This is a genomic window from Bartonella sp. A1379B (assembly GCF_002022485.1).
In the GTDB taxonomy this organism is placed as follows: Bacteria; Pseudomonadota; Alphaproteobacteria; order Rhizobiales; family Rhizobiaceae; genus Bartonella; species Bartonella rochalimae.
The window spans coordinates 987829-1006012 of sequence record NZ_CP019780.1 but is presented as its reverse complement, the minus strand read 5'-3'; the positions used below and the strand labels follow the sequence as shown (position 1 = coordinate 1006012).

The following is an 18184-nucleotide window of genomic DNA, read 5'->3' as shown; positions in this document are numbered from 1 at the left end:
ATTTATTTGTAAAAATATAACTTAGATAGAGTTTACAATTTATGTACTATATTTTTATTCATGACATTTGTTTTTTATTATTGAAATTAAAAATAATTTCTTAAATTATTTTTTTATTAAGAAAAACTAATTTTTGATACCAAAATTAAAATTGATAGAACTAAATATAAGGTATAATGTTATTGTTTAAAATAAAAAGCTATTTTTATATTATAAATTTGCATTCGATATTTCTAGTTCTAAGTTTATGCTTCTTTATTATATAATATGACAACAAAGAGAAGTTTATTTGATTTTTTTGTGTTAATGCAATTTTATAAAATAATTGAATTGACAAAAAAGATTTTTGTACAATATGAAACTTATATGTGTATAATCTCGTTATTACGAGTGAAAATACAATGATGTCTCGGTTAAAATTAAAGGAAATAAGAATGGAACATCGTCCAGTCCTGGAGACTGAAAGCAACTTAGTTATTACGTTGGTTGCCGATATTGTTGCTGCTTATGTGAGTAATAATTCAATACGGCCGGTGGAAGTGCCAAGTTTGATTGCTGATGTTCATGCTGCTTTTCTAAAAGCGGGGAGTATGACATTAGCGGAAGTTGAAGTCGAAAAACAAAGGCCAGCTGTCAATCCAAAACGTTCAATCTTTCCTGATTATCTTATCTGCCTTGAAGATGGAAAGAAATTTAAATCTTTAAAGCGTCATCTTATGACGCATTACGGGATGTTGCCCGAGGAATATCGTGAAAAATGGCAATTAGATAGCTCTTATCCCATGGTTGCGCCTAATTATGCAAAAGCACGTTCAGCTTTGGCTAAAGAAATGGGACTTGGACGTAAAAGCGAAAAAAAGAAAATCAAGTAGTTACGTTATTTCAAGGGTATTATCTAATTTGAAATCTAGAAGTGTTTTTTAGAAAACGTCTTAGTGATAAGTAGTGATAAGGAATTAACGTACTTTTGGGAAAAGAGTCTTGTTGTTATAGAAAGCTTTCGGCACGAATTCGTTTAATCATTGCTTTAAGGCCATTAGATCTTTGTGGTGTTAAATTTTCATTTAAGCCCAGCTTTACAAGCAGTTCCTCAGCATTAGCTACACGGATTTCAGAAGCTTTCTTGCCTGAATAGAAAGCAAGAAGGATATAGATTAGACCACGTACAATATGGGCATCGGAATCTCCTTGGAATGTTAATACTGGATTTTCTGAGTTATCTCGTGAGGAGAAAAGCCATACTTGACTAACACAACCGTGCACTTTGTTAGTGTCGTTTCGTTCGCTTTCTGGAAAAGGGGGCAATTCATAGCCAAGCTCAATGACATAGCGATAACGATCTTCCCAGTCATCAAGTTGAGAAAAGTTCTCTATAATATCATCGATCGTTTTTGTCATAATAAACTGCTTTCTTGTTTTCTGGAATATTTTTATGATGCTTCTTGTTGATAGATAATGACCTTATTTTTAATAAAGTTAATGAAAAGTACTGAAAGAAATAAGAGTATTTTTTACAAGGTCATTTTATTTTCTTTCGGGTTTTTCATACCTGTGCTGGAGTGATCTTCTTGGGAAGGTTTCATGTTTTTATTGCTCAATGTATGGTCAAGATATTCATAGATAATTTTTGAACCATTACGTGCACGTTCACCCATTGATTCTAAAAAGGATTTTCCGATTTTACAAGCCTCTATGTTTCGTTCACAAAACATTCCTAAATCATTTATAGTTTCCTTAAGAGCGACAATCATATCTCGTGTTGTTGCATCAGTTTCTTGAGAGGAGGAGGGATTATTATTGTTTTGCTTTGTTGTAAAAAACGAGATGATTATAAAAATAAAAAATAAAAAAAATGCTGATTTTATTAAAAAACGTATCATATTAGACCAATATGCTGCTATTATAAATGAATATGAGGGTAACTTATAATATTTTTGATGCAATATTCATAATGCTTAACATTTTATGAAATTGGGCATTCATTTTGAATGATTTACATCGTGAATGATATTATAAAATATATATTTTTGTATTGTATATAAGTGGTATCTTATCATTGTTTTATTAAAAATTTAACATTAAATTTGTCTTTAGATAGGAAGCATTGAGAATATATATCATATGTATTTAAATTAGAATATAAATACGATATAAGAGATATGAACAGTGAGCTCTAATGATTTTTAGATTAATGTGTAGAATGCTGTGTAATTTTTTGCATTGTGCTGTTTTTTATAGATGGTTTTAAACAGAAAAGTACTTTATAATCACTCTCTTCTAAAATGATTAGGTGAAATTTTAGGCTTTTGAAATTAATCGGAAGAGATATAGAAATTTTTAGTAAATACAGTACATTTTTTAATATTATAGCGTAAGCTAGTATTAAATGATAGCTTAAAACCAGATAAGAGGCTGACTTAGCCGTGGTCTTTTTGGGTTATTTTTCTCACTGCTCAAATGATCCATGAGATTTTCATATTTTTTCGAGTGAAATTTTATTTTTATGGCAAAAAAATAATGCAATTTGCTTTAAAAAGGTTGAGTGTTTTTATTATTATCTTGTAAATTTCAAATACAGCTATAGATGAAGTTTAGGGAGTTATTAAATATTAACGGTATGGGTTGGCATTTGCGTACTATATTATATCTGAAATAAATTGTATTCATTTAGTATTATACAAAGATGTAAATTTATTATCATACTATCTTTTAAAAATGTCTGTTATAAAGCGTATTCTGTGTTTTATGATACAGCTTAATTTGATTTTAAATGTCATCAAATATATGTACAAAATGAATATAATTAAATTAATTCTACAATGCTAATGAGATAGCGATAGAGAAATAATTGTATGAGGTAATAGCTTAGTATGGAATAAAATTCTGTAGAGTAGGGATTTTTATTCGTATGAAGTTCTGTTGAATGTAAGATCAACGGATATAGAATTATAATATAAACATGTTTTTCACTAACTGAAAATCGAAATAATATATGTTAAGTTCTATTATGGTAAATAAACGAAAGAAACGAAAAAAGAAATCTATAAAACAATGGAGTATTACCATAGCATTTTTGGCAGTAATGTTCCGCTTTATTCTTTGGTTAATAAAACAATTTTATCGCCGTGTATGTGCAAATGCTTGTTTAGTTATAGGCTTGTTTATTTTTATTATAAGTTTTGGTTTTTTTTTAATTAATGCATTGTTTTCACAAATAAAAACACACCAGGATGTATTGACTGATATTAATTTAGCATTGGTTTCAGTTGTATCAGAATATTTTATCTAAATAACCAACAAAAATTTAAGTCGATGCTCATTCCTGTTTCTATTGCAAGTAGTTTACTTAAGATTTATCTTTGCGCTGACTGTAAAGAATTATATTAGAAAGCCTATTGGATACGCAACAGAAATTAGCAAAATTAAAATGATCCATGGTCATTTATCAAGAAATATTTTGTTATAAAGAATTAGAGAGTTATAGTTTTTATTTATTAGTTATAGTGTATTAAAGATAGCAAGTGCTTCAATAACGATATTGAATACTTTACTAAAGAAACTATTTTAAATGTTCTATTTTGATATTATTTAGAGAAAAAAAACTTTATATTCTTTCAGCTTTTAGAGAAATCATTATTTGTGTAGAAGATTAAAAGGCTGAAAATGATTTTAAATAGTCAAAAATATTTACATTTGTTCAGAATAGAAAAATTGATCATAAGATTTTGATTAAAATACTGAAGTTGATTTGTTCAGTTAAAGATTAGGACACTTATCATTCATTGAATATACGACAAGTTGCTTTTGCAAGAAAAGATTCACTTTCTTTTTTTTCAAGTAGCGATGGAGTGAATACACGTAAAATAGCAAAACCCTCATTTAATTTTTGAGAGACTAAAACTGAATGAAGGGTATGTTCAATTTTTGATTGTTTGAGTTTTGTTATTTGTAGAGGGCTTCCGATAATGAGATTGAGCTTAGCATTTGGGGCTGTTTTATCATTGAGATTGTAGAAAATAATTCCGTCGTTTGTATAAGCTGATAATGACCAAAATTGTGTTGTTTGTGGAGTGGTTAAGTGAACAGGACCATTGTCTAGATTAAATTTGCAGACTTTAAGAAGAAATAAAGGATCCATTGATTGGCGAATAGGATTATCCGAATTCAGGTCGGCAAATTGATAAGGAGGTCCTATTTTTTCAAGTCGTGTCCATATATTATTTCGTGTGTAATGAGGAATGAACAGTAAAATACAAATATGAACAATGATCGTACTGGTGCCTATAAGAAGAATTGTATGGATGAATTTAAACACATTTTTCTCCTGCTGGAATTCGTTCTACGGAGGGCATCATAGGTTTTCGTAGTTCTGTTGTAGAAATAATTGAAGTGTCATATAAGTTCAGAATAATTCCAAATTCTTTTTTACTCGTTGATGCAAGCCAATTTCCTGTTTGCGGTGTTGGTGAGATATGTATCCGTAATGAACCATCATTTTCATAAATTACGTTGTAAGTGTGGAGTGCAGAAGGAATATTATTTGTTGAAGTGTAAGGTTTAAGGAATTTGTCAGCTAGATACAGAGTAAAGAGACGCGTTTCAGGAATGTGTCCTGTAAGTAAATAATGGCAGTTGGGACGTAGTGGATGTCCCTGGTTGTCTGTCCAAAGTTGGAAAATAAGATTTTCTGGATATCCAAGAGAAATATCACCACGCTTTGCAGTGCGTGCGCGGGTGTAAGGATCAGCTTTAGGTGTTCCTATGTGTAAATAGCTCTTCCATTCTCTAATCTTTAAACTATCAAAATCTATGGCAGTATTAAGCATATAATTAACGCTGAATATTCCAGATATAATGGAAAAAACGAAGATTAAAAAAGTAAAAATGATATTAAAAAACACTGTAGGATACTCAAATTGCATTCGTTGAAGAAAAAATAGTTTTCGTATTTGATAAGGTCATATTTGGTAATTTTTGTAAGTCTTTGTTGATAGAACGTATAGCGTTTAATGTTTCTGGTGAGAGTATTTTAGGCAATTTAGAAATTATATAAGAATTATCATGGGAAGGATTCATTGGTGATTGATAAGGTAAAATAGAATTTTTTACACCATAGAGTGGTTGAAGAACTGTATTTTGGTGTGCACAGAGCATAATGCGATGCCATATCATGGCGGGAATAACACCACCAAAAGCGCGATTCATGGGTGAAAAATTATCATTTCCCATCCATACAGCACCAGTATAATTACCAGTAAAGCCAACAAACCAAGCATCACGGTAGGCTTGTGATGTTCCAGTTTTTCCGGCAACAAGTGACATGGGCAGCGCTGCGCGTTTACCAGATCCTCGTGTGGTAACACCAACAAGCATTTGATTCATATAAGCAGCGGATTGTTCACTGATAACTTGATATGGTTTGTTACCGTTCCGTGTCCAATCCCATATGACATGACCATCTATTGTGCTAATTCGTGTAAAGCCGTGGCGATTTCCGGCTATGCCTCTATTAGCGAAGACATTAAAACCAATTGCTTGATCCATTGGTGTCATATTGGATGTTCCTAATACCATGGTTTTGTGTGATAAAATATGAGAATTAATACCCATATTTTTAATCAAATTTCTGATTGGTTCAGTATTACGATTAAGATATTTGTAAGTAATATAGACGGGTATTGTATTAATAGAAAAGGCTAAAGCAGTTGCTAAATCGACATTGCCGATATAACGGCCAGAGTTATTTCTTGGCGACCAACCATCCCAATGGATAGGTTTATCAGATACTATAGTATCGGGGGATAATCCATGTTCCTCCATGGCAGTTGCATAAACATATGGTTTGAACGAAGAACCAGGTTGTCGACCACCTTGTGTTGCTCTATTAAATTGGCTTTTTTCATAATCAAGTCCCCCAACAATTGCACGTACAGCTCCGTTATTGTCAAGAATAACGGTGGCTGCTTGTGTTGCGTGATATTGTTGGCCATATTGGTATAGATAATATTCGATTGCTTCTTCTGCTGCTCGTTGAATATTTGGATCAAGGGTTGTTTGAACAATTAAGGTGCGGTTTGGTAATTGACTGCTGATTTGACGTATTTCATCAAATGCCCAATCAAGAAAATAATTAGGCTGACTGTTTTGGGCTTTTGTAATAATTTTGGCAGGTTGGCGGTATGCTTTGATAATTTGGCTATCCATCATAAAATTACTGTCAACAAGATTAGATAGAACTATATTTGCACGTGCTTGTGCAGCAGGTAAATTGCTATGAGGAGCATATTTGGTTGGTGCTTTGAAAAGACCAGCTAATATAGCGGATTCTGCTAAGGATATGTTGCGTATATTTTTATCGAAATAAAATTTTGATGCCGCTGCAATACCGAAATTGTTTCCTCCCATGTATACGCGATCGAGATAGAGTTGCAAAATTTGTTTTTTGCTAAGATTTGCTTCTAGCCATAGAGCAAGATAAGCTTCTTTAATTTTACGTGTTATGGTTCTTTCATGTGTTAAAAATAAATTTTTAGCGAGTTGTTGTGTAAGGGTTGAACCACCTTGAACGATAATTTTAGCTTGTATATTTTGTGTAATTGCTCGTATAAGACCGTAAAAATCAATTCCCCAATGATGAAAAAAACGTCGATCTTCTGTTGCAAGAACTGCTTTGATAAGATAATCAGGCATTTCCTCTACAGGGACGGATAGAGCTGGTAAAGCTCCACGGTGTCCAATAGAATTTCCATAGCGGTCCAGAAAAAGAATGGAAAAATTCTTCGATGAATACCAATCTTTTTTTGTTAATTCAAAAACAGAAATACCGATGATGGTGAATAAAGTAAAAGCAATCACCCCTAATGTTAATGTTTCATCGAGAATTTCAACGATACATCGTTTCCATCCTCGTACACGAAAACGTTGCGAAATAAGGGCTGTTCTATTCCAGAAGAAATTGTGACAAATACGGATATTGTAAAGTGTTGTGTCTAGCCACGCATCTAATTCAATAAGTTTAGGGCTATGGAATGGTTTATTTTGTTGGATTTTCTTTTTTTTCAAAAAATCAAACATAAAAAGCCTATGCTAAAGTAATACAATTAAATAATCTGATAATAATTATATGGAGTATAAGAACTTTTTTGCTATAGGCATGGCAAAAAAAGAATGTATTTGAGATTATGATACTTAATTTATCTGAAATATATATTTAGTTTTATATTTTAAAAATTTTTGTTATTTAAATTTCGCATGCCATTAAAAAAAATGAACTTATAATTACTAAAATTTTAATATGATGATATATATATATATATATAAAGTTATATTTTTCTTTATGTCATTTAAATTGGGGAAATGAATTAATTTCTTTATTCATTTTTTATTCACATAAAATAACTTATAAAAAATCTATGATGGGAAAAATTTTCTTTTTTGCGATATTCATAGGCCTTATCGGTTTAGATTTTGTTTTAGCAGCTGATTGTATTGAAGTAGGAAAAAAAGTTGCTATGTAACAAAAAGGGACACTAACTCGTTCAACACCGAGTATTCAAGGTGGCAAAAATATGTATGTGGTTGTGATTGTTGTTCCTGCGCATAATGGGGATAAATCACGACGTGTTGAGGTTGTTATTGCTGCCGATTAACTTTTTTCAGGTGTAGTGATGCGTATTTTGATTGTTGAAGATGATCGCGATCTTAATCATCAATTAGCAAAAGCAATAAAAGATGCTGGATATGTTTTTGATAGCGCTTTTAATGGTGAATACGCTTATTTTTTAGGAAGCACAGAGTCTTATGATGCTGTAATTCTTGATATCGGTTTGTCAGGTATGGATGGAATTCAAGTCGTTAAAAAATGGCGTAAAGAGGGATATTCTATGCCTGTTTTAATGTTAACAGTACGTGATCGTTGGTCTGATAAGGTACGTGGTATTGATGCCGGTGCTGATGATTATGTTGTTAAGCCATTCCATTTAGAGGAAGTAATGGCACGGTTGCGTGCTTTAATTCGCCGCTCGACGGGACATGCAACAAATACATTATCTTGTGGGGAGGTGTTATTAGATACTAAAACTTCTCGTGTTTTTATTGATGGACAGTTAATTAAATTAACATCATATGAATTTCGGCTTCTTTCTTATCTTATGCATCATAGTGATAAAGTAGTTTCAAAGACAGAGCTTATTGAGCATCTTTATGATCAGGATTTTGATAAAGATTCGAATACAATTGAAGTGTTTGTAAGGCGGTTGCGTAAAAAACTTGGGGTAGATTCGATTGAGACTGTTCGTGGACTAGGCTATAGAATAAAAATGTTAGGTGATAAATGAGGGCTTTGAAGAATAATAATCGGTTGAAACGGTTATTTTTTTTTGTTGGAAAATCTCTCAGTCTGCGTGTTATGATTTTATCAACATTATGGGCTATTATTTCACTTTCATTTATTTCAGCAGTCAGCATTTTATTCTATCAGCGTTCAAGTGAACAAAGTTTGGATCGTATTCTTTCTTCTCAGCTTTATAGTCTGATTACAGCTGTAACTGTCACACCTGAAGGATATTTGAGAGGGAATCCTAGATTTGGTGATATTCGTTATTCAGATCCAACGTCTGGATGGTATTGGGAGGTATTGCCTGTATCATCTAATCTATATGGAAGATTGGTATCACAATCATTAGGAACTAAAGAAATTTTTTCACCGAGCATTGTTGATATTCCTTTTAATAGTGAATTTTTTCGTTCTTATCGAATAAAGGGTATAGATGGGGAAAACCTAAAAGTTATTGAAAGTGATGTTATTCTTGATAATCAGAATCGTGTTGCTCGTTTTCGCCTTATTGGAAATATTGATGAAGTGCATGGACAGGTAAAAGAATTTGAACAGACTTTACAAATTTTTCTGTGGAGTTTTGGTATAGGGAGTGTTCTTATCAATTTGACTCTTATTTTTTTTAGTTTGCAGCCATTAAGACGAATTCAACAAACATTGAATGATATTCGTACGGGAAAGACTGATTATATAAGTATGGATTTATTAAGTGAAGTTATGCCATTGGCACAAGAAATGAATGCTCTTATTGATAATAATCAACGTATTATTGAAAGATTTCGAACTCAGGTTGGTAATCTTGCTCATTCATTAAAGACACCTTTATCAGTTATCATTAATGAAGTTGATGGCATGACAGGGGAAGCAGCCCTTTTATTGCGCGAGCAAGCTAAAATAATGCATGCACAAATTAATCATTATTTACGACGTGCGCGGATTGCAGCACAGCGCGATAGTATTATTTCTCATACGTCTGTTCGGGAAACACTTAATCGTTTGATTAGGGTCATAAAAAAACTCAATCCTGATAAACATATTCAATTTACTATGGATGTTGATGATATTATTTTTTCTGGTGAAAAAGAAGATCTAGAGGAAATTGTGGGTAATTTGCTTGAGAACGCTGCTCAGTGGTCTCGCACTAAAATCTTAATCTGTTGTTCTTTAGAAGAAAGTTTTGAAGAAATAGCATTCTTTAGTATTGTTATTGAAGATGATGGTCCTGGTTTGACAGAAGAGCAAATTGATAAAGCTTTAAAAAGAGGTCAACGTTTTGATGAAAGTAAGCCAGGAACAGGATTGGGATTAGCAATTGTCTCAGATATGGTTAGTGAATATGGTGGAAGCTTTTCTTTGTCGCGTTCTAAACTGGGTGGATTATATACAAAAATTGTATTACCAAGGTGATAAATATGTTTTCTTTTTCTTGGTGTCTATACCAAAGATAATATCTGTAATAAAAAGCGATATTTTGTATACAGCTTAAGGTAGTAAGTAAAAATATTTTCGTACCTTAATTGTTATATTTATATGTCATGGAGGATATAAATGAAAATTTTGTTTTTATGGTTTTATAGATGTCAGAAAAATTGATGATGAGTTTTATGGTGTCATGATGCAGAAAGTCTTTTTATCATTAATTGGTATGTTGATTGTCAGTTTATCGGGGTGTAGTCATACGTTGAAATTAGATACAAAGGATCTCAATGTAGAAGAAGTTCATTTTGATAAGATTAATAGCATGGGGACTGGTCTCCTTGGATCTTCTTTTACGCTATTATCTATGGATGATCGTTATAAAGTTTTGCAAGCAGAATATAATGCGCTAGAATATGCTGGTGCTGGAAAAAAAGTAAGCTGGGTATCTAAAAAAAGAGGTATTTTTGGTGAAGTAAGTGCAGGGCAATTTTATCAGGTTGGTTCACAAAATTGTCGTCAGTATAGTCACTCTTTTACTCTTAATAGTGTATCTGAAATAGTTTATGGTAGTGCATGCCGCAATGCTGATGGAAGTTGGGTGCCTCTTATATAAGTGCCACAATAAAAGCATGAAGGAAATTGGTTGTAGTTTTTTGATTTCCATATAGGTGTTAAAGTGATATGCTATTATCAGTCTTGGTTGCATTTTTTTTAATTTTTTTAACAATTATTCTTTTTTTGTTTTTTTATTGTGGAACAAAACAAAAGAAAATGTCTTCTTTCAACCTTGATCAAACTCAAAACTGTGAGAGTGAAACTAATTTTCAACGTTGTACTTTTGATGCAGGAGGTGTGCGAAGACTTTATAAATATTCAAAAAGTTTTTGCGCACTTATGGTGCTAAGTGTTCTATTTATTTTTTTTGTAACATGGGGTGTTTATAGTCTGACGGGTAATCCAGGAGTCAAAAGTTATTTTTTTAGTGAATTGATGGAGAAAGATCCCAATACGTTAAATGAGCATGAAAAACTTATTCGTTTAGAAGTGCTTTTTTTTCGTATGCCTCATGATGGAAAGGTAGCAGATGCATTGGCAGTAGCGTATCTTGAGGCTGGTCGTTTTCAAGATGCTGTGAATACCTACTTATATGCACTTCATTTAAATGGAGAAACAGCTCCAAGGCTGTTAGGATATGGTTTAGCGTTAGTTAATTATGAAGGAGGAATAATTACGCAAGAAGCACAGGATATTTTTCAGAAGGCTGTTAATTTAGCACCAAAAGATTTTTATCCTCATTTACTTTTAGCAAGTGCTTTTCATCAATCAGGTCAATCTTCTCAAGCGGTTCAGCTTTTACAAAACTTCCTTAATCAGACACCTAAGAATATTAAAGGAAGATCACGTATTGAAGAAATGATTATTCAGTTGCGTAGTGTTTCTGATGAGCAAGATTTAGATTAATTTATAATTGCATAATTGGGTGAATTTGTTCAGAAATAGACAAAATACTTATAATCAGTTTTACTTATATAAAAGAATGTGCAAAACTCTTTCAGTACACAATAGGGCATGTATACAATACACATTAATGAAAATATTTTTCATGAGTAGGCCATGAACAGTGCACCTTTAAAGGATTCTTTTTCACTTGAGCTTGTTTTGAAGACGCAAAAAAAAAATAGACTACTTATGGTTTTATCATGTCTTTTTATTATAGCAATTGTTACCGGTTTCATGTTGTATATGATCCGTAATACAGTCAATTTTTTTCGAATGCCATCTGAAATTACAAGAGAAGATATTTTAACGGGTCGTTCCTTACGTTTAGGTGGTTTTGTTGAAAAAGGAACTGTTGAATACAGTGGAAATATGCAAGTTACCTTTTTTGTAACTGATAATCTAAAACATGAAAAGGTTATTTTTACTGGTATATTACCGGATCTTTTTCGCGAAGGACAAGGCGTTATTGTGGAAGGATATTTCAATAAACAAAGAATTTTTATAGGTACGCGTATTTTGGCAAAACATGATGAGACTTATATGTCTAAAGAAATGGCTGATCGCGTAAATAAATGTCAGAATATGAAGGGACAATTCGATTGTGCTCGTTGAATTGGGTCATCTTTTTTTAGCGGCAGCATTGGCAGTTAGTTTGTTGCAGGCATTTTTACCAACTTTTGGGGTTTTACAAAAAAAGCGTTTATTGATGCAATTAGCAGTACCGCTAACATATATCATTTTTATATTATTGCTCTTATCTTTTTTGATTATTGTTTACGCTTATATTGTATCTGATTTTTCTGTTCTTAATGTTGTTGAGAATTCTCATTCAGAAAAGCCAATGCTTTATAAAATCGTTGGTGTGTGGGGTAACCATGAAGGATCAATGTTATTATGGGTTTTGCTTTTAGCCTTTTTTAGTACATTGATTGCATTATTTTCTCCACAATTACAAGAACAGTTTAAAGCATTAGTTTTAAGTTGCCAAAGTTGGATCATAAGTGCTTTTCTTTTGTTTATTCTCTTTATGTCTAATCCATTTGTACGTGTTCATTCACCGGTATTGCAGGGAAATGATCTTAATCCTGTGTTACAGGATATTTCTTTAGCAATTCATCCCCCACTTCTTTATTTGGGCTATGTTGGTTTTTCGGTTTGTTTTTCTTTTGCAATAGCTGCATTGATTATAGGATATATTAATAAGATTTGGGCTTGTTGGATACGACCATGGGTTTTGCTTGCATGGATTTTTTTGACAATTGGCATTACCGTTGGGTCTTATTGGGCTTACTATGAATTAGGTTGGGGTGGTTACTGGTTTTGGGATTCAGTTGAAAATGTTTCATTAATGCCTTGGCTTTCGGGAACTGCTCTTTTACATTCGGTGATTGTTTTTGAAAAACGAAACTTATTGAGAAGCTGGACCTTATTTTTAGCTATTCTTACGTTTTCTCTTTCTCTTATGGGAACTTTTCTTGTTCGTTCAGGTCTTTTGATGTCTGTGCATAGTTTTGCTGTTGATCCAGCACGTGGGAAGGCAATTCTTGCTATTTTGTTTTTTTTCACGGGAGGAGCTTTTCTTCTTTTTGTTATACGGATGCCTATTTTGAAAACAGGGGGACTTTTTCATCCAATTTCGCGTGAAGGTTTTATTATTTTAAATAATTTACTTCTTACAACAGCAACAGCCACAGTTTTAATTGGTACACTCTACCCTTATTTTTTCGAGGCATTAACAGGGCAAAAAATCTCTGTGGGTGCTCTTTTTTTTAATCTTACATTTGGATCTTTAATGATAGTACTTTTGTTATTTGTTCCATTTGGCACGATGATGGCTTGGAAACGTAGCGATTTTTTTGCAGTTTTTGAGCGATTGTGGTGTGTTTTTGCACTGGCTTGTGTAGCGTGTTTTATAACATTTTATGTAGATTCTTTACGTGATATTTTTGCTGCTTTAGGGATTGGATTAGCAGTTTTTGTTTTTTTGGGTGGTTTGGCTGATCTTTGGAACAAAAGTGGTTATCATAAGGTGTCTTTTAGGGTTCGGGTTAAGAGATTTTTAGGATTACCATTATCTGTTTTTGGTGCAGCGTTGGCTCATATGGGATTAGGAGTTACATTATTCGGCATTATTTGGGTTGCAACTTTTGGGCAAGAACGTATTTTAATTATGCAAGTAGGAGAGACAGTTACGATAGCTGATAAGACTATTCGTTTTGATGAAGTTCATAATATTGCAGGTTCGAATTATTCAGCGATACAATTCGATTTTAAAATATACGAGAATAAAAATGTGATAAGTAATGTGACAGCATCGAAACGTTTTTATTCAAGCCAAAATAGATCGACGACGGAAGTTGGTATTCAAAATCATGGCTTTTCTCAGTTTTATATTGCTCCTGGTCGTATAAATGATCAAGGGCTTGTCGTGCATATATGGTGGAAACCGTATGTGATATGTATTTGGTTTGGTGCGTTCATGATGGCGATAGGAGGAGGCTTTTCTCTTTTAAATCATTGGATGCGTGTAGGTTGGGTGCAATCGATTATAAAGGGATCAAGATGAGGAAGCTTTTCTTTTGGATTTTTACATTCTTTATTCTCATTTTTTCTATGCAATTAGTGGGAGCGGTAGAGCCAGATGAGATTTTAATGGATCCAATACTCGAAGGGCGCGCGCGTGATATTTCATCCTATTTGCGTTGTCCAGTTTGTCAAAATCAAACAATTGATGATTCAAATTCCTCCTTAGCACGTGATTTACGTCTTTTAGTTCGTGAGCGCTTGAAAGCAGGTGATAATAATCAGCAGGTTATTGATTTTCTTGTTGAACAATATGGTGAATTTATTTTACTAACACCCCCATTTAATAAAACAACATGGTTTTTATGGTTATCACCTCTGATCATCATTATTATTGGTGTAAGTTTCATTTTATTTCGAATAAGGTGGGCAAGCAGAAAAACACCCATTTCTTTTGATGCTCATTAATAGAAGCGATTCATAATATTGTTGAAATTAAAATGGATATTATATGGATAAAGAAAAGTGAGGGATTTAAACGGATAGTTTAGATTTATTTCATCTGAATGTTATTTATCATCAACTTTACAAAACTTTAATAATTTAGACAGAAAACAGTAATATTTACTGTTTTATTGTTAATTACAGTATGGTTAAAATATTACTGAGTAGGAGCATAAAAAATGATCAGATCAAATTTTCGTATGATGTTAACAGCAGTAAGTTGTTCTGTATTTTTAGCAAGTACGATGTTTTTTACCGGATCAAGCTTTTGGGTGACAAATACCTATGCGAATCCTGTATTTGTTCCTTCAGTACAACAACAAGGATTTGCAGATGTTGTATCTAAAGTAAAAGCAGCTGTTGTTTCTGTGCAAGTGAAGAGTAATGCTAAGAAAGAAGAGCGTTTCTTTAGTAATTTTTTTAGCAGTCCAGGGATTGATCAGTTGCCAGATCAACATCCTTTGAAAAGATTTTTTAAAGATTTTTATAATCATGCTCTTCCTAATAATAAGCCTTTGAATCGTTCGCGTAAATTTCGTCCTATTGCCTTTGGATCTGGCTTTTTTACCTCTTCTGATGGTTATATTGTTACCAATCATCACGTCATTGCGGAGGGAACGAGCTATGCTGTCATTCTCGATGACGGTACAGAACTTGAGGCAAAACTTATTGGAGCAGATCCCCGAACTGATCTTGCGGTATTAAAAGTAAATGATAAACGGAAGTTTCCATACGTTGATTTTGCAGATGATTCGACAATCCATGTGGGAGATTGGGTAGTGGCTGTCGGGAATCCATTTGGCCTTGGTGGAACTGTAACAGCGGGTATAGTTTCTGCGCGTGGACGTGATATTGGTGCTGGTGTTTATGACGATTTTATTCAGATTGATGCTGCTGTTAATCGTGGTAATTCTGGGGGGCCAACGTTTAATCTTAATGGACAAGTTGTTGGAATTAATACAGCAATTTATTCTCCCTCTGGTGGGAATGTTGGGATTGCTTTTGCTATTCCTTCAGCAACAGCAAAACAGGTTGTGAAACAACTTATGGAAAAAGGTTCTGTTCAGCGAGGTTGGATCGGTGTGCAAATTCAGGCTGTTACAAAAGAAATTTCTGATTCAATTGGTCTCAAAGAATCTAAAGGTGCTTTAATTACTGATCCGCTCAAAGGGCCAGCAGCAAAGGCTGGCGTTAAAGCAGGGGATGTAATTATTGCAGTTAATGGCGAAAAAATTAATGATGCACGTGATCTAGCAAAGCGTATTGCAAATACTAAGCCTGGAGAAACTGTTACTTTAGGAATTTGGAGATCGGGTAAAGAGGAAAGTATTAAGGTTAAGCTTGATTCCATGCCAGCAGATGAGGGACAGCGAGAAAAAGGAAAATATTCAAGTGAACATGGTAATTCAGATGAAACGTTAGAAGATTATGGTTTGATTGTAGCTCCTTCTGATGATGGTGTAGGATTGGTTGTAACGGATGTGGACTCAGATGCAGATGCAGCTGATAGGGGAGTACGTCCTGGTGATGTCATCGTAACGGTTAATAATAGGCCTGTCAAAAAAGCATCTGATATTACTGATGCAATCAAAGATGCAAAAAAACTAGGGAGAAATGCGATATTGTTACAAGTGCGAACAAATGATCAGAATCGTTTTATTGCCCTTCCAATTCTAAAAAAATAACATTTATAAGAAGTGAAACAGAAACTGACTAAGGTTTCTGTTTCATCAATCATTGAATAAAATAATGGAGATGCGTTTATGAAGATACTCATTATCGAAGATGATCGTGAGACAGGGCGTTATCTCGAGAAAGCCTTTTTGGAGGCAGGACATACAGCTGACATTGCTTATGATGGAGATACGGGGTATACTTTTGCTGAGACGGTAAATTATGATGTGATGGTTATTGATCGCATGCTTCCATATCGTGACGGTCTTTCTATTGTTACTGAGTTGCGTGCAAAAGGCATCGAAACACCAGTTCTTATTCTTTCTGCTTTAGGTCAGGTTGATGATCGTGTAACTGGTTTGCGTGCGGGTGGAGATGATTATCTGACAAAACCCTTTGCTTTTTCTGAACTGCTTGCGCGTGTTGAAGTTTTACGAAGGCGAAAAAATCCGAAGGAAGCAGAAACTGTTTATTGTGTTGGCGATCTCGAACTTGATCGATTAGCACATATAGTGAAGCGTGGTGACAAGAACATTATATTGCAACCGCGTGAATTTCGTTTACTGGAGTATTTAATGCGATACTCTGGACAGGTCGTTACTCGTACGATGCTTTTAGAAAATGTTTGGGATTACCATTTTGATCCGCAAACAAATGTTATTGATGTTCATATATCTCGTTTAAGAGCAAAGATTGAAAAAGATTTTGATGTTCCCCTTTTGCATACAGTTCGTGGAGCAGGATATATGCTAAAGGCACCAGAAAAGAAAATATGAACCGTTTAATCAACATGATGCGTACGACTGCAGTGAGGCTTTCTGCGCTTTATATTTTGCTTTTTGGATTAGTTGCGGCGGGACTTTCTCTTTATATGACAGCATTCGCTATTTCATTACTGACAGACCAAACGGAACAAGCTTTACGTGAAGAATTAAGGTATATCGAGAGTGCTTATAATTATGGTGGGTTGCCTATATTAATGCGTACTATTGATTATCGTTCACGTCAACCAGGGGCTTTTCTTTATCTTGTCACTGATCCAACGGGTCGTATTTTGGCAGGGAATGTTGCGCACATAGAACCTGGGATTCTTCAATCTAATGGCTTTCTTTCTCATTCTTTTTTGTATTCACGCTTTGGAGAAAATGGCCAGATAAATGAACAAAATAAACATCGTGCTTTAGCGGCTATTATTGATTTACCCAATGCTATGAAACTTCTTGTTGGGCGAGATTTAGATGAACCGGAACGTTTTGTAACAGTTATTCGTAAAGCCGTTATGATTGCTCTTGCAGCAATGGTTGGAGGTGCTTTGTTAATATGGTTTTTTATTGGTCGGCGCGCATTACAAAGGATTGATCGTGTAACAGCTGCATCACAGCGTTTGATGAATGGTGATTTTAGTGGGCGCTTACCCGTTTCTGGAGCCGGTGATGAGTTTGATCGATTGTCAGTTAATCTTAACGTTATGTTAGATCGTATTGAAGAATTAAATACTGGTTTGCGTCAGGTGTCAGATAATATTGCTCATGATCTTAAGACACCACTAACTCGTCTCAGAAATCGTGCCGAAGAAGCACTTGTAGGAAAGAAAACAGAGTTTGAATATCGGCAGGCTCTGGATGATGTTATTGCTGAATCAGATTATCTTATTCGTACTTTTAGTGCTATTTTAATGATTTCACGTATTGAAGCAGGTAGCTCAATTGAGAATCTTGAAATAACGAATATAAAATTGATTCTTGAAAATGCGGTTGAATTTTATGAACCTTTTGCTGAAGAAGCTGGTGTTTCGCTTCGATTGGGACATACTTTTGATAAAGAGCTCAAGCTGAATCGTGAACTTATTACACAATCAATTTTAAATCTTATTGATAACGCAATCAAATATGCATCTATAGGTGAAAAAAAGGCAGAGGTTTCTTTGTCAATGGAGGATGATGGAGGACGTTTGCGCGTTGTAGTTAGTGATAATGGTCCAGGAATAGCAGAAGATAAACGTGAAAAAGTGATAGAACGGTTTGTTCGTCTTGAAGAAAGCCGCACACAACCTGGTTTTGGTATTGGTTTAAGTATAACAAAAGCTGTTATGAAACTTCATGGGGGCGAATTGTTACTTGAAAACGCAAATCCAGGATTGAAAGCTGTTTTATTATTTCCTTAATATTGTTATTGCTTGTTTATTTTATAGATATTGCCTTTTTCTAATTTTGTTATGCAATAAAATAG

General features: G+C 33.7%; 17 protein-coding genes. 12 read left to right on the top strand and 5 right to left on the bottom strand.

Annotated elements, in window-relative coordinates; translation table 11 throughout:
- The first annotated feature begins 434 nt into the window (after positions 1 to 434).
- Positions 435 to 872: a MucR family transcriptional regulator gene (locus tag BA1379B_RS04350; protein ID WP_035007008.1), complete on the top strand. Its 438-nt coding sequence runs from the start codon at positions 435 to 437 to the stop codon at positions 870 to 872.
- Positions 873 to 987: 115 nt separating this feature from the next.
- On the opposite strand, the gene BA1379B_RS04345 is transcribed toward BA1379B_RS04350, so the two are convergent.
- Together BA1379B_RS04345 and BA1379B_RS04340 are read right to left on the bottom strand one after the other, a co-directional pair.
- Entirely contained in the window at positions 988 to 1398 is a 411-nt protein-coding gene (locus BA1379B_RS04345; protein WP_035007009.1) for a SufE family protein, read from the bottom strand.
- A 113-nt stretch (positions 1399 to 1511) separates the two neighbouring features.
- Positions 1512 to 1880, bottom strand: a complete 369-nt coding sequence (locus tag BA1379B_RS04340; RefSeq protein ID WP_035007012.1) for a DUF5330 domain-containing protein — start codon at positions 1878 to 1880, stop codon at positions 1512 to 1514.
- Positions 1881 to 3007: 1127 nt separating this feature from the next.
- On the opposite strand from BA1379B_RS04340, the gene BA1379B_RS04335 reads away from it, so the two are divergent.
- Positions 3008 to 3289, top strand: a complete 282-nt coding sequence (locus tag BA1379B_RS04335; protein ID WP_153574813.1) for a hypothetical protein — start codon at positions 3008 to 3010, stop codon at positions 3287 to 3289.
- Positions 3290 to 3775: 486 nt separating this feature from the next.
- Here BA1379B_RS04335 and BA1379B_RS04330 read toward each other — a convergent pair whose 3' ends face one another.
- From BA1379B_RS04330 to BA1379B_RS04320, 3 genes are read right to left on the bottom strand one after another with little or no spacing between them, the layout of a single operon-like run.
- A complete protein-coding gene (locus BA1379B_RS04330; RefSeq protein ID WP_035007015.1) occupies positions 3776 to 4315 on the bottom strand; it encodes a DUF1254 domain-containing protein in 540 nt (179 codons plus the stop codon).
- Positions 4308 to 4901: a DUF1214 domain-containing protein gene (locus BA1379B_RS04325; protein WP_035007017.1), complete on the bottom strand. Its 594-nt coding sequence runs from the start codon at positions 4899 to 4901 to the stop codon at positions 4308 to 4310. The genes BA1379B_RS04330 and BA1379B_RS04325 overlap by 8 nt, the downstream gene beginning before the upstream one ends.
- 10 nt (positions 4902 to 4911) lie before the next feature.
- The gene (locus BA1379B_RS04320; RefSeq protein WP_078673900.1) at positions 4912 to 7074 is read right to left on the bottom strand and encodes a transglycosylase domain-containing protein; all 2163 of its coding nucleotides are present in this window, start codon (positions 7072 to 7074) and stop codon (positions 4912 to 4914) included.
- Positions 7075 to 7667: 593 nt separating this feature from the next.
- Between BA1379B_RS04320 and BA1379B_RS04310 the strand changes: the two genes are divergently transcribed.
- The 10 genes from BA1379B_RS04310 (at position 7668) to BA1379B_RS04265 (ending at position 18119) form a co-directional block, all read left to right on the top strand.
- Entirely contained in the window at positions 7668 to 8336 is a 669-nt protein-coding gene (locus BA1379B_RS04310) for a response regulator transcription factor (protein ID WP_078673899.1), read from the top strand.
- Complete coding sequence (locus BA1379B_RS04305) at positions 8333 to 9742, top strand: ATP-binding protein (RefSeq protein WP_078673898.1); 1410 nt, start codon at positions 8333 to 8335, stop codon at positions 9740 to 9742. The genes BA1379B_RS04310 and BA1379B_RS04305 overlap by 4 nt, the downstream gene beginning before the upstream one ends.
- Before the next feature lie 205 nt (positions 9743 to 9947).
- Positions 9948 to 10367 (top strand): hypothetical protein, encoded by a 420-nt coding sequence (locus BA1379B_RS04300; RefSeq protein WP_035007026.1) that lies wholly within the window; start codon positions 9948 to 9950, stop codon positions 10365 to 10367.
- A gap of 158 nt (positions 10368 to 10525) precedes the next feature.
- Positions 10526 to 11215: a tetratricopeptide repeat protein gene (locus BA1379B_RS04295; protein ID WP_371326051.1), complete on the top strand. Its 690-nt coding sequence runs from the start codon at positions 10526 to 10528 to the stop codon at positions 11213 to 11215.
- Between the two features lie 153 nt (positions 11216 to 11368).
- The gene (ccmE, locus tag BA1379B_RS04290; RefSeq protein WP_035007030.1) at positions 11369 to 11866 is read left to right on the top strand and encodes a cytochrome c maturation protein CcmE; all 498 of its coding nucleotides are present in this window, start codon (positions 11369 to 11371) and stop codon (positions 11864 to 11866) included.
- Positions 11856 to 13820, top strand: a complete 1965-nt coding sequence (locus BA1379B_RS04285; protein ID WP_035007032.1) for a heme lyase CcmF/NrfE family subunit — start codon at positions 11856 to 11858, stop codon at positions 13818 to 13820. The genes ccmE and BA1379B_RS04285 overlap by 11 nt, the downstream gene beginning before the upstream one ends.
- The gene (locus tag BA1379B_RS04280) at positions 13817 to 14245 is read left to right on the top strand and encodes a cytochrome c-type biogenesis protein (RefSeq protein ID WP_035007034.1); all 429 of its coding nucleotides are present in this window, start codon (positions 13817 to 13819) and stop codon (positions 14243 to 14245) included. Before BA1379B_RS04285 ends, BA1379B_RS04280 begins: the two co-directional genes overlap by 4 nt.
- Before the next feature lie 215 nt (positions 14246 to 14460).
- Positions 14461 to 15966 (top strand): Do family serine endopeptidase, encoded by a 1506-nt coding sequence (locus BA1379B_RS04275; protein WP_035007035.1) that lies wholly within the window; start codon positions 14461 to 14463, stop codon positions 15964 to 15966.
- A gap of 78 nt (positions 15967 to 16044) precedes the next feature.
- On the top strand, positions 16045 to 16731 hold the full coding sequence (locus tag BA1379B_RS04270; protein ID WP_035007037.1) for a response regulator transcription factor: 687 nt from the start codon (positions 16045 to 16047) through the stop codon (positions 16729 to 16731).
- On the top strand, positions 16728 to 18119 hold the full coding sequence (locus tag BA1379B_RS04265; RefSeq protein WP_035007038.1) for a sensor histidine kinase: 1392 nt from the start codon (positions 16728 to 16730) through the stop codon (positions 18117 to 18119). The genes BA1379B_RS04270 and BA1379B_RS04265 overlap by 4 nt, the downstream gene beginning before the upstream one ends.
- Positions 18120 to 18184: the final 65 nt, after the last annotated feature.